Origin of the sequence: Pseudomonas sp. ES4 (genome assembly GCF_050586665.1) — a bacterium.
Classification (GTDB): Bacteria; Pseudomonadota; Gammaproteobacteria; order Pseudomonadales; family Pseudomonadaceae; genus Aquipseudomonas; species Aquipseudomonas frederiksbergensis.
In genome coordinates this window covers 79,353-92,512 of sequence record NZ_JBOBDO010000023.1, presented here as the reverse complement: position 1 = coordinate 92,512, position 13,160 = coordinate 79,353, and the positions used below count along the sequence as shown (strand labels likewise).

Genomic DNA, 13,160 nt, shown 5'->3' with positions numbered 1-13,160 from the left:
GGTGATGCAGAGGGCTTATTCGATGAAGGTCACGACGCCGCCAGCCAGCGACTGAACGCGGGCCAGGGATTCAACGCGATAACCCTGGGCATCCAGTTCCGCACGGCCGCCCTGGAACGACTTCTCGATCACGATACCCAAGCCAGCAACCGTCGCGCCGGCCTGTTTGATGATCGAGATCAGCGCTTGCGACGCCTTACCGTTGGCCAAAAAGTCATCAATGATCAGCACGCGGTCGCTGCTGGTCAGGTGGCGCGGGGAGATCGCCACGGTGCTTTCGGTCTGCTTGGTGAACGAGTAAACGGTCGCCGACAGCAGGTTTTCGGTCAGGGTCAGGGATTGATGCTTGCGCGCAAAAATCACCGGCACGCCAAGGTTCAGACCGGTCATGATTGCCGGCGCGATGCCCGAGGCTTCGATGGTGACGATCTTGGTGATGCCCGAATCCTTGAACAGCGAGGCGAATTCGTCGCCGATCAGCTTCATCAGGGCCGGGTCGATCTGGTGGTTCAGAAAGGCGTCGACTTTCAGGACTTGGTCGGAAAGCACGATGCCTTCTTCGCGAATTTTCTTGTGCAGTGCTTCCATGAAGCTTTCCTCTAAGGACGGCTATGCGCCTAAGGCTGGTTAAAAAGTAGTCGATTTTAGCGCTTTAACATCGCGCGTATGTCCGCCAATGCGGTATTGCCGCGAACGGCTTTGACTTCAACGGGTGTGTCGTCGGTGCCTTCCCAGGCCAGGTCGTCCGGTGGCAGCTCATCGAGGAAGCGGCTCGGCGCGCAATCGATGATCTCGCCGTATTGCTTACGCTTGGCGGCGAAGGTGAAGGCCAGCGTCTGACGCGCCCGGGTAATCCCGACATAGGCCAGGCGACGTTCTTCTTCGATGGTGTCGGCTTCGATGCTGGAGCGGTGCGGAAGGATTTCCTCTTCCATGCCCATGATGAACACGTAGGGGAATTCCAGGCCCTTGGAGGCGTGAAGGGTCATCATCTGCACACCTTCGGCGCCGTCTTCCTCTTCCTGCTGACGTTCCAGCATGTCGCGCAGGACGAGTTTGCCGATGGCGTCTTCGACGGTCATCTCGCCTTCTTCGTCTTTTTCGAGGGTGTTCTTCAGCGCCTCGATCAGGAACCAGACGTTACCCATGCGGTAATCGGCGGCCTTGTCGCTGGAGCTGTTGGTGCGCAGCCAGTTCTCGTAGTCGATGTCCATGACCATGCTGCGTAGCGCCGAGATCGGGTCTTCGCCGGCGCATTGCTCGCGGACCTTGTCCATGAAGCGCTTGAAGCGCGACAGGCGATCGGTGAAGCGCGTGTCCAGATGCTCGCCCAGACCGATTTCGTCGGTGGCGGCGTACATCGAGATTTTGCGTTCGGTGGCGTAGTTGCCCAGCTTTTCCAGGGTGGTCGAACCGATCTCCCGGCGTGGGACGTTGATCACCCGCAGGAAAGCGTTGTCGTCGTCCGGGTTCACGATCAGGCGGAAGTAGGCCATCAGGTCTTTCACTTCCTGACGTCCGAAAAAGCTGTTGCCGCCGGACAGGCGATACGGAATCTGGTGGTGTTGCAGCTTCAGCTCGATCAGCTTGGCCTGGTAATTACCGCGGTACAGGATCGCGAAATCACTGTAAGGCCGGTCCGTGCGCAAGTGCAGGGTCAGCAATTCCACGGCCACACGCTCGGCTTCGGCGTCTTCGTTGCGGCAACGGATTACGCGAATCTCGTCGCCGTGGCCCATCTCGCTCCACAACTGCTTTTCGAATTCGTGCGGGTTGTTCGAGATCAACACGTTGGCACAGCGCAAAATGCGGCTGGTGGAGCGGTAGTTTTGCTCCAGCATCACCACTTTCAGGGACGGGTAATCGTCCTTGAGCAGCATCAGGTTTTCCGGTCGCGCGCCGCGCCAGGCGTAGATCGACTGGTCGTCATCGCCGACCACGGTGAACTGGTTGCGCGTACCGATCAGCAACTTCACCAGCAAATACTGGCTGGCGTTCGTGTCCTGGTATTCGTCCACCAGCAGGTAGCGGACTTTGTTCTGCCATTTTTCGAGGATGTCGGCGTGTTCCTGGAACAGCTTCACCGGCAGCAGGATCAGGTCGTCGAAGTCCACCGCGTTGAACGCCTTGAGCGTGCGCTGATAGTGGGTGTAGACGATGGCGGCGGTCTGTTCCTTGGGGTTGCGCGCGTTTTCCAGGGCTTCGGGCGGCAGGATCAGGTCGTTTTTCCACGAGCCGATCATGTTCTTGATCTCGTCGACGCCGTCGTCGCCCGAGTATTCCTTCTGCATGATGTCGGTCATCAAGGCTTTGACATCGGTCTCGTCGAAGATCGAGAACCCCGGCTTGTAGCCCAGCCGCACGTGTTCCTTGCGGATGATGTTCAGGCCCAGATTGTGGAAGGTGCAGACCGTCAGGCCGCGGCCTTCGCCGCCCTTGAGCAAGGTGCCGACCCGTTCCTTCATTTCGCGCGCAGCCTTGTTGGTAAAGGTCATGGCGACGATGTACTGGGCGCGGATGCCGCAATTCTGGATCAAGTGGGCGATCTTGCGGGTGATCACGCTGGTCTTGCCGGAGCCTGCACCGGCGAGCACCAAAAGAGGGCCGCCGACGTAGTTCACGGCTTCTTGCTGCCGGGGATTGAGTCGGGACATACGAAATCAGGAAGTCGTTTGCGAAATGGGCCGGCATTTTAACAGGCTCAGCGAATTGTGCTGCTCTCTCCGACTTGTGACGCAGCACGCTATCTATATTTGCCGGTTTTGATACTTTCACGCAGGATGCGCGTTGAATGTGCGTCTATTGTTCGTTATTCAAGATACAAAGCCGCGTTTGATAACCGGGGTCATTTGGTCATTTGGTCATTGGTTACCGGCGCTGCATAATGCCCGCCGCCTACATCTTTGCAGAGTCTAGGGAGCTAGCTTGTCTACGCCTGTCGAACCCTTGCGTTTGCTGCTACTGGCCGAAGAGCCAGCGTGGGCAGCGTTGTTGCGCGAGTGTCTGGCTCCGATGGGGAGCTCGACCGTGCTCATCAGCGCTCCGGGCTGGGAGTCAGTCAGCAGTCTGTTCGATGACAACCGCAACGCGGTGTTGTTGACGATTCCAGCGCTTCAACCTTTACCTGGCCGTTGCAGCCTGCCGACGGTATTGCTACTCGAACATGAGCCGCTGTTGCCGCCCGATGGTGTGAGTGACTGGCTGGTGCGCGATTTGCTCGATCCCGGCATGTTGCGCCGGTGCCTGCGGCATGTGCGCGAACGTGGCCTGCTGGAAAACACCCTGCAGCGCCTGGCCGAGCAAGACCCGCTGACCGGCATCGCCAACCGCCAGGGTTTCCAGACCTTGCTGGCGGCACGCCTGGCGGAAAACGACGGTCGCGGCCTGGCCCTCGGTCACCTCGACCTCGACAACTTTCGCCACGCCAACGACGCCCTCGGCCACCAGGCCGGTGACCGGCTGATCCTGCAAGTGGTCGCGCGGCTGAAAAGCCAGCTTGAGGCCAGCGATCAGTTGGCCCGACTGGGCAGCGATGAGTTCGCCCTGCTGATCGACACCCGTCGCGCGCCTCAGCGCGCCGAATGGATGGCCGAACGGATCACCGAAGCGCTGGCCGAGCCTTACTGGGTCGACGGCGAAAGCCTGTTGATCGGCTCCAGCCTCGGCATCGCCCACGCCCGGGCCCAGGCCGGCGCCGACCCGCTGATGTGGCACGCACACATCGCCATGCAACAGGCCAAAAGCACTCAAGGCTGTACCTTTCACATCTTCAACGAACGCATCAATCGCAATGCCCGCAGCATGGCCGACCTCGAAAGCGAGCTGCGCCGGGCGTTGCGCCGGGATGAGCTGGAACTGCATTACCAGCCTCGCCTGAACCTTGAGGACGGGCAGATCGTCGGCCTCGAAGCCCTGGTGCGCTGGCGTCATGGCGAGCGCGGCTTGCTGCCACCGAGCGAATTCGTGCCGCTGGCCGAGCAAAGCGGCTTGATTGTGCCGCTGGGTTACTGGGTAATTTCCCGGGCCTTGCGCGACATGCAAGCGTTGCGCGAACGGGGTTTGCCGGCGTTGCACATGGCGATCAACCTGTCGTTCCGGCAGTTTCAGGACAGCCAGTTACTCTCGACACTGAGCCGGCTGATTGCCGAGCGCGGCGTCGAGGCGCAATGGCTGGAGTTCGAATTGACCGAAACCGCGGTGATGCGCCGCAGCGATCTGGTGAAGCAGACCATGGATGCGTTGGGGCGTCTGGGTGTGCGCTTCTCCCTCGACGACTTCGGCACCGGGTTCTCTTCGTTCGTGCACCTCAACAGCCTGCCGATTACCTTGTTGAAGATCGACAAGAGCTTTGTCGGCGGCATGGAACAGCGCGAAGAGAATCGCAAATTGGTCCACGCGATGATCAATCTGGCGCACAACCTCAATCTTGAAGTGGTCGCCGAAGGCGTGGAAACGCCGGAGCAACTGGATCTGTTGCGCGGGTTTGGCTGCGATCAGGTGCAGGGATATCTGATCAGCAAGCCGTTGCCGCTGGCGGAGCTGGTTGAGTACCTGACGTTCGGTAGCAATCAGCAAACCGCCCTGGAAGTCGTGAACTAACCCCGAACAACTGTGGATGCTTTTGTGGCGAGGGAGCTTGCTCCCGCTCGGCTGCGAAGCAGTCGCAAAGCTTTTGGGGCCGCTTCGCGACCCAGCGGGAGCAAGCTCCCTCGCCACACAGCCTCGCTCCCACAGGGGATCTCAATCTGGCTGAGCGATTTGAAAACTCGCCCCTGACGACGGCTCCTGCCTGATCATCCGCTTCATCTTCCACTCAAACGCCCACGTCAGGCTCACCGCCGCGCACGCCAATCCCAGCGCCAATCCCCACCAGACGCCTGTCGGTCCCCAATTCAAATGGAAGGCCATCCACCAGGCAGCCGGCGCGCCAATCAGCCAATAGCAGCCCAAACCCACGAGAAACGTGGTCTTCGCATCCTTGAGCCCGCGAATGCAGCCCATGGCGATGGTTTGCGTGCCGTCGAACAGCTCGAACCACGCGGCGACCGCCAACAGGCTCACGGCCAGGTTGATGACGTCACGGAACGCCGGATCGTTGTGGTCCAGGAACAAACCGATCAACTGATTCGGCAGCAACCAGAAGACCATGGCGAAGGCAATCATCGCCGCCGCGCCAAAAGCAATGCCGACCCGCCCGGCCAGCCGCGCGCTTAACAACTGCCCGGCGCCGTAGTGCTGTCCGATGCGCATGGTGATCGCATAGGAAATCCCCGCCGGAACCATGAATGCCACCGAGACGATTTGCAGGGCGATCTGGTGTGCGCCCATTTGCGTACTGCCCATGGTGCCCATGCACAGCGCGGCGAACGCAAACAGTCCGACTTCCACTGCGTAGGTGCCGCCAATCGGCAAGCCCAGGCGCCACAGTTCCTTGAGGTATTGACGGTCAGGTCGCGACAGGCCTTGGCGCAAGGGATAAGCGTTGTAGGCCGGATGCCGATGGATGTGCCAGGCCAGCGCCAGCGCCATGCAGTTGGCGACGATAGCGGTGACCAGCCCGATGCCCATCAGCCCCAGTTTCGGCAGGCCGAACATGCCGGTAATCAATGCGTAATTGAGCAGGAAGTTGGCCACGGTGCCGCCGAGGCTGATGACCATCACCGGTGTTGCCCGGCCGATGGCGCTGGTGAAGCCGCGCAAGGCCATGAAGCTCAGGTAGCCGGGCAGGGCGAACGGCAGGATCAACAGGAACTGCCCGGCCGCGTGGACGTTGGTTTCGGTCTGGCCGAACAGCAGCAACACCGGTTTGAGGTTCCACAGCAGCAGCCCGGCCACCAGCGCCATCAACCACGCCAGCCATAACCCGGCCTGGGTCAGCCTGGCGGCGCCGATGATGTCGCCGGCACCCTGACGGATCGCCACCAGGGTGCCGACCGCGGCGATCACGCCAATGCAGAAGATCGACACGAACGAGTAAGTGGCGGCGCCCAAACCGCCACCGGCCAGCGCTTCGGGACTCAGGCGCGCCATCATCAAGGTGTCGGTGAGGACCATCAGCATGTGCGCCAACTGCGAGGCAATCAACGGCCCCGCCAGCCGCAGGATGGCCCAGAGTTCGGTACGTGCTGGATGCTGCATGGTCATCACGCTCGATAATTGAAGAGGGACAGAAAGCGTCGATTCTCGGCGCTCTACGGGGTTTGCACAAAGGGATAAAAAGGATGGGTGGCATGATTCAAACTCATGCTGGAGAGTTTCTGCTAGGGTGATCGAATCCCGCTATAGGAGCTTTCCGAATGTCCCGTCGTCTTCCTCCCTTGTATGCCCTGCGCGCATTCGAAGCGGCGGCGCGGCACAGTTCGTTTACCCGTGCGGCCGAAGAACTGTCGATCACCCAAAGCGCGGTTAGCCGACACATTCGTACGCTCGAAGAGCATTTTGCCTGTCGGCTGTTTCACCGCAGCGGACGCAATCTGCAACTGACCGAGTCGGCGCGGTTGATCCTGCCCGGCATTCGCGAAGGCTTCACCGCCCTGGAGCGGGCCTGCAATACCTTGCGCGCCGAAGATGACATCCTGCGCATGAAAGCGCCGTCGACCCTGACCATGCGCTGGTTGCTGGCACGGCTCAGCCGCTTTCGGCACTTGCAACCGGGCAACGAGGTGCAATTGACCAGCGCGTGGATGGACGTCGATTCGGTGGACTTCAACCATGAGCCGTTCGACTGCGCCGTCATCCTCAGCAACGGAAATTTCCCACCGGACTGGGAGGCGAGTTTCCTGTTCCCGGAAGAGCTGATTCCAGTCGGTGCGCCGAATCTTCTGCAGGATCAACCGTGGGATGTCGCACGGCTGGCCAATGCCGAACTGCTGCACCCGACTCCGGATCGCCGCGACTGGCGCAGTTGGCTGGAACGCATGGGGCTGGCGGATCAGGTATCGCTCAAGGGCGGGCAGGTGTTCGACACGCTGGAACTGGGCATGATCGCCGCTGCCCGAGGGTATGGCGTGTCCATGGGCGATCTGCTGATGGTGGCGGAAGATGTGGCTCAGGGACGTCTGAGCCTGCCGTGGCCGACGGCCGTCGCCAGCGGTGAGAAATATTACCTGGTCTGGCCGAAAACCCGCCCCGGAGGTGAACGTTTACGCAGGCTCAGCGACTTCCTGCAAGGCGAAGCCCGAGCAATGGAATTGCCCGACGTTCAACATTTGGGCTGAATAGATGGCCGCTGCAATGACGGCCTCGAGCTCTATGCCCGCACTTTTGGTACTGGCGCGTCCATGCGCCAGACGACCGTTTTCAGCGCTTGATCAGGGAAATCTTGGTGCCCTCGATGCTGATCCCGGCCATTAACCCCTGTTGGTCGAAAATGAATGCGTAGGCATCGTCCTTCACTGTCGTGCTGGACAGATTCTTCGCCACCCCTTCATCAACCAATACAACGGTGGGCCCTACGCCGACTTCCCAACCCTTGGTTTGACGCAGATAGTCCACGGCTTTGTCGGTCATCAGGAAAACCGCATAGCCATACGACTGGGCGCCTGCCTGCAGTCCCCAGGACCCGGTTACGGAGTTGTAATAGTTCTCTACTTGCGAGCCTTTCATCAGCACGCCTTCACCATAGCTGCCACCAAACACAAGGCCGGCCTTGATGATTTTCGGGAAGACAAGAATCGCTTTGGCATTCTGCGAAATGTTTTTGGCAACGGGTGAGGCCTTGTAAAGCGTTTGCAACGCTTGCTTGGAATCGGCATTCAGGTCCTCGGCGGTTGCCGCACCTGCAGTGTTGAGGAGGCTCGCTGATGCCAATGATGCTGTCGCGAGGAAGATCGATAGGAAGAAGCGCATTGACTGAGTCATGTTAGTACTCCGATACGGGAGCATTGGATGTCAGCAGTCAGCACTTGCCCCTCGGAACGATCCGAGCCTGCTGAAACTATCCGGCGCACCCTAAAGTATGTGAGCTACTGACTTCGCCCTTGAATGAGGCCTTTGAACATTGGCGACGTCATCACCTGCTTTGACCTCTGGGTATCAGCCGGGTTCGTTGTCACCCACGACGATGGAATCAGATTTCGGATTGGACCCTCTTCGCGAGCAAGCCCACACGGACTGCGCTTAACTGACTGGCACATCAACAGTCTGCGACGCATGCGCCGTCTCCAGCGGAATCTCCAGGGTGAAAACCGCTCCGTGGCCTGGCCCATCGCTATGCACGCGAAGATGCCCGTTCATTTCTACCGCCGCCAGCGCACAACTGTGCAGGCCAAAACCATGGCCTTCCTTACGTGTGGTGAAGCCGTGATTAAAGATGCGGGTGATGTTCTCGGCAGCGATCCCTTCGCCCTGGTCTTCCACGCTGAGGCGCAGTGTTGCGTTATCGACAATCTTGACGCCCAGTATCATCTGGCGCTGACGATCGCTGATCTTGGACATTGCATATTTGGCATTGCTGATCAGGTTGATCAGGATCAACAGCAGTCGGTGTTTGTCGCCGATGATCGTCGGCGTGTCCTGGTAGTTCTTGGTGACAACGACATGATGGCGACTCAACGCACCGGAATTCATGCGTAGCGCGTCCTCGAACAGATCGACGACGTTCAACGGCTCGACCAGCCTGGCGGCGCCGGCATAGGCCTGTTGGGTGGAAACAATGTCCTTGATGTGATCGATGCTTTTGGTGAGTTGTGACAGTTCGTCAACGATGCTCGATTGTTCGGTCGCGATGGAGTCGACCAGTTGATTGAAGTAACCGCGCAGCAGTTTGCCTTTTTCATCGAAGGTCATGAATTGCCCCAGGTCGTCGGCATGCTCGTTCATCATGTTTACCGCTTTACCCAGGCCCAGGGTTTTGCTGACCGCTATTTTGCGGGTGATTAAATCTGCCGATACGTTAACGCTGTTCAGCACATTGCCGACGTTGTGCAACACATTGGTGGCGATCTCAGCCATGCCGGCCATTCGCGCGGCATCGACCAATTCGCGCTCGGCTTCGATCAACTCGCGGGTGCGTTCCTCGACGCGTTGCTCCAATCGCTCGTTTGCCGTTTGCAATTCATTGTTCATTTTGTTGATCAGGGCATAACTGCGAATCAGGCGGCCGGCCAGATACAACAACAGCAGCGCCATGATGCCGGCGCATATTCCGAGATAAAGGTGATATTGGCGGTCTGTCGCGCCGGTGCGCCGTTGTGTCTCGTTCAATAATTCGTTGATGCTGTCCAGTTGCTGTGCGACCGGAATCACACTGATGCGGTCAAGCAGATCATTGACGATGGGCTGCTCTCGAACGATGGCGTTTACATGCTCGACAAATGCAGTAAAAGGCTGGCGCCGATCAAGTGGCAGCTGGTCGATGTATTCGTTGAGTTCGTTCAGTTGATGGGCGATCTCGTCGGCTTTGTCACGGGATACATAGAGGGCGTACTCGAGGGTTGCCAGTGTGAGATCGAATACGGTTGAGGCGGCGGTTACATCCTGAGCGTTGTCGTCCAGTAATGCCTGAATGTCATCTTCCTGTTCCGGCAGGGCGTCCAGTGAAGTGCGCAATACCGTGTTGTGCTGTTTGAATTGCTCGACCAATCGGGTTTTGTTTTCCACCGCATTCAGATAACCCTGGCGTCGGGATTGCCAAAGGGTCGAAAGCGGGCCCGTAGCGTTGAGGTCGTCGAGCTTCTGCCATCGTTGCTCTGCTTCAGGATGCGCTACCAGAAGCAGATTGTTGTTCATGCCGATCTTTGCTCTCAGGATCTTCACGTTCCAGTTGGCATCGAACTGTTTGAGTTGGCGAACGAAGTCGCGCGACTCGAAGTAGGTCGATGTGTCGTAGGTATAGGATTTGATCAGCAAAAATATCAGTACGCTGAAAAGGGTCAGCGTAATGGCGCCCAGGGCAGTCCATTTGTAATGATTGGAAAGCTTCATTGCGGCAGTTCTCCCTGGGCCTTCTTGAAAGAGAGGGATTGCCGACGGTTAATGATTTCCATTTTTGCGCTCCCTGCAAAATGGCGATAGTCACCACAATGTTTGTAAGCCTAGCGTTGTTGGCGGACATCGTTGATAAATACACCGAATGCACTATCGCTATCTGCACCGCTATCGTGTCAATCAGGCTCGTCGCGCTTGTTGCGCCGTCCACGATTGATCGACGCGTCATGGTCGCGGTAATGCCGGGGCTGGCTTTAACGGCAGCAGAGGCGGGAATTCCTCCGGCGTGAGGGTTTCCTTTTCCAGCAACAGGCGGGCCCCCTCATCCAGGTCGGCCCGGCGACTCTCCAGCAATGCCTTGGCCCGTTGGTAGGCTTCATCGAGCAGGGCGCGGATACCCAGGTCGATTTCCCGGGCGGTCTGCTCCGAATAATCCTTCTCGCCCACCGTGGCCATGCGGTCTCCCAGGTACGTTGCGTTTTGCCGCTCCAGCACCGATTGTCCGAGTTCAGTGCTCATGCCGAACCGGGTGATCAGTTGCCGGGCGATATCGGTCGCGCGGACCAGATCATCGGCGGCTCCGGTGGAGATCTGGCCATAGACCAGATCTTCGGCGGCGCGCCCGGCCATAAGTACGACAATCCGGTCCTTGAGGGTCTGGCAACTGATCAGGAAGTGATCCTCGGTCGGTCGCTGCAGGGTATAGCCGAGCGAGCCGATGGCGCGGGGCACAATCGACACTTTATGCACAGGGTCCATTGCCGGCAGCGTGCTGGCGGCCAGGGCATGCCCCATTTCGTGATAGGCCACCACTCGGCGCTCGTCGGCATCGAGCAGGCTGCTCTTGCGTTCGAGCCCCGCGATGAGGCGTTCTACCGCTGCGGTGAAATCGTTCAGGCTGACCGCTTCGGCGCCACGTCGGGTGGCGACGATGGCCGCTTCGTTAACCAGATTGGCCAGGTCGGCGCCGGTGAAACCGGTGGTGATCTCGGCGATACGTGCGCCATCGAGCCCTGACTCCACGATGACTTTCTTGAGATGAACCTTGAGGATTGCTTCCCGGCCTTTGCGGTCGGGGCGGTCGATCAGAATCTGCCGATCGAAGCGCCCGGCCCGCAACAACGCCGGATCAAGGACCTCCGGACGGTTGGTCGCCGCCAGCAACACCACGCCCTCGCGGGGATCGAAGCCATCCAGCTCGGCCAGTAACTGGTTGAGGGTCTGTTCTTTTTCGTCATTGCCGCCCAGCGTACCGACGCCGCGCATCTTGCCCAGCGCATCGAGTTCATCGATGAAGATGATGCAGGGTGCTGCCTGCCGTGCCTGTTCGAAAAGGTCGCGGACCCGGGCGGCACCGACCCCGACGAACATCTCGACGAACTCGGAGCCGGAGATCGAGAAAAATGGCACACCGGCTTCACCGGCGATGGCTTTGGCCACCAGCGTCTTGCCGGTGCCGGGCGGGCCGACCAGCAAGGTGCCCTTGGGAATATGTGCGCCCAGGCGTTCGTATCGGGCCGTGTCCTTGAGAAACGAGACGATTTCCACCAGCTCGGCCTTGGCTTCGTCGATGCCCGCGACATCGGCGAAGGTCACGCCAGTGTCGCGTTCGACAAACACCTTGGCCCGGGATTTACCGACATTCATCAAACCGCCAAGACCTTGTTTGTCCACCATCCCGCGAAACAGAAAATTCCAGAACACCATGATCAGGACAAAGGGCAAGAGCCAGCCCAACAGGCTGCTCAAAAAGGTGTTTTCGATGATTCCGGTAAAACTGGCGCCTGATTGAGAGAGTTCTGTCGCCAGCGCCGGATCGACCCGCACGGTGGAGAATCGATCGCGTCCGTTGATGGGTTCTTGCAACTTGCCGCTGATCTGATCCTTGTTGACCTGCAAATCACTGACTTTTTGCTCGTTCAGTAATTGCAGAAACTGGCTGTACGGGAGGGGCTGCACCGCCTGGCGCTCGCCAAAGAAAATCTGCATGAGGCTCAGCACGATAAAAGCGATCGCGAAGTAGGACAGATTCCACTGCTCATTCTTTTTCATGGCCTTGGCTCAGCATCAGCATGAGAACGCAGGGTCGTCAAACACGAGCCACGCACGCCTGATGCTGGTTTAACACTTGAACCTGTGGGAGCGAGCCTGCTCGCGATGGCGGCGGGTCAGTCAACATCGATGCTAAATGTATCGTTGTCATCGCGAGCAGGCTCGCTCCCACAGGTTTATGCACATCAACTGACTGGCATTAAAACCGCGCCCGCCCGGTTATTTTTAGACCCCATCAAAAAAGCCCCGTGCCGGCTTCCCGACAAGGGGCTTTTCTGGCGGGGAGGGCTGTCTCGAATTCAACCGGATTTGATTTGCACCTTTTTGTCCGCTTTCATCGCTTCCGGCTTTTTCGGCAGCGAAATACTCAGTACGCCATTGCTGAATTTGGCTTCGATCTTGTCGCCATCGACACCTTTTGGCAGGCTGAATGCCCGCTCGAAGGCGCCATAGTGACGCTCTGACAGGTGATAGCCCTTTCTTTTTTCTTCCTTGTCCTCCTTCTTTTCACCTTTGATGATCAAGTTGCCGTTGGACAATTTGATGTCGATATTTTCCTGGTCCATGCCTGGCAATTCAGCGGTGATTTCGAAGCTTTCATCTTTCTCGGTAATGTCCACCGCAGGCAGGCTGCGGCCGATAAATTCCCGACTCCAGAACGGTTCGACATCGAACAGCCCTCGCCGAAAAGGCGTCAGCCCCGAGCCACGATTGAAGTCTTCGAACAGGTGATCGACCTGCTGGCGCAGTTTTTCCAGAGGACGCCAAGGGTCTGATGTAGCCGTCGGTTGCTGACTGGTTTTTTCATCGTCGGTCTGTACCGGCATTTTCTTCTCGAAATTGGCCATTTTTCATTCCTCCTATCGAGTACTGCGGTGGGCCGGGAACAACTCGGAGGCCGGTCCACCACGACAAATTCAGGCCTTGCCCTGAAAGATTAGTATTCCTGCGACCGCCAGACCGACCAACAGTCGGTTTCTGACGGTGAGCCGTCTATTCGAGAACTGACGCGCACCGATGACTGGTGAGAATTCTGTTTGTAATTCGATAGCGCTATTTGAAGAAAACCCCTCGGTAATAGGTTCTGCAGGCACCAATACTCAAGTAATCCGATTGCCCGCCGAAAATGCAGGTGGAACCTTCGTGCAGGTTCGACGCAATTCCCATTATTAGAATTTTGC

9 protein-coding genes are annotated in these 13,160 nt (G+C 58.4%); 2 read left to right on the top strand and 7 right to left on the bottom strand.

The annotated features are described in order from the left end of the window. Nucleotides 1–15 precede the first annotated feature (15 nt). Nucleotides 16–588 carry a xanthine phosphoribosyltransferase gene (locus ACQ4OB_RS22460; protein ID WP_008150200.1) on the bottom strand — a complete coding sequence of 191 codons (573 nt, stop codon included), beginning with the start codon at nucleotides 586–588 and terminating at the stop codon, nucleotides 16–18. Between the two features lie 56 nt (nucleotides 589–644). After that, the gene (rep, locus tag ACQ4OB_RS22455; RefSeq protein ID WP_074871927.1) at nucleotides 645–2,654 is read right to left on the bottom strand and encodes a DNA helicase Rep; all 2,010 of its coding nucleotides are present in this window, start codon (nucleotides 2,652–2,654) and stop codon (nucleotides 645–647) included. 271 nt (nucleotides 2,655–2,925) lie between these two features. Between rep and ACQ4OB_RS22450 the strand changes: the two genes are divergently transcribed. Continuing rightward, on the top strand, nucleotides 2,926–4,599 hold the full coding sequence (locus ACQ4OB_RS22450; protein WP_102614560.1) for a putative bifunctional diguanylate cyclase/phosphodiesterase: 1,674 nt from the start codon (nucleotides 2,926–2,928) through the stop codon (nucleotides 4,597–4,599). A 141-nt stretch (nucleotides 4,600–4,740) separates the two neighbouring features. Here ACQ4OB_RS22450 and ACQ4OB_RS22445 read toward each other — a convergent pair whose 3' ends face one another. Then, nucleotides 4,741–6,138, bottom strand: a complete 1,398-nt coding sequence (locus ACQ4OB_RS22445) for a NorM family multidrug efflux MATE transporter (protein WP_430956466.1) — start codon at nucleotides 6,136–6,138, stop codon at nucleotides 4,741–4,743. Nucleotides 6,139–6,296: 158 nt separating this feature from the next. Between ACQ4OB_RS22445 and ACQ4OB_RS22440 the strand changes: the two genes are divergently transcribed. After that, on the top strand, nucleotides 6,297–7,217 hold the full coding sequence (locus ACQ4OB_RS22440) for a LysR substrate-binding domain-containing protein (RefSeq protein WP_046045061.1): 921 nt from the start codon (nucleotides 6,297–6,299) through the stop codon (nucleotides 7,215–7,217). 82 nt (nucleotides 7,218–7,299) lie between these two features. On the opposite strand, the gene ACQ4OB_RS22435 is transcribed toward ACQ4OB_RS22440, so the two are convergent. The 4 genes from ACQ4OB_RS22435 to ACQ4OB_RS22420 form a co-directional block, all read right to left on the bottom strand. Further along, nucleotides 7,300–7,860 (bottom strand): YSC84-related protein, encoded by a 561-nt coding sequence (locus ACQ4OB_RS22435; protein WP_074871923.1) that lies wholly within the window; start codon nucleotides 7,858–7,860, stop codon nucleotides 7,300–7,302. A 258-nt stretch (nucleotides 7,861–8,118) separates the two neighbouring features. After that, nucleotides 8,119–9,924, bottom strand: coding sequence for a DAHL domain-containing protein (locus tag ACQ4OB_RS22430; protein ID WP_430956465.1), 1,806 nt, complete (start codon nucleotides 9,922–9,924; stop codon nucleotides 8,119–8,121). Nucleotides 9,925–10,152: 228 nt separating this feature from the next. Beyond that, entirely contained in the window at nucleotides 10,153–11,979 is a 1,827-nt protein-coding gene (ftsH, locus tag ACQ4OB_RS22425; RefSeq protein WP_430956464.1) for an ATP-dependent zinc metalloprotease FtsH, read from the bottom strand. A 299-nt stretch (nucleotides 11,980–12,278) separates the two neighbouring features. Then, entirely contained in the window at nucleotides 12,279–12,827 is a 549-nt protein-coding gene (locus ACQ4OB_RS22420) for an Hsp20/alpha crystallin family protein (protein ID WP_076029305.1), read from the bottom strand. Nucleotides 12,828–13,160 lie beyond the last annotated feature (333 nt).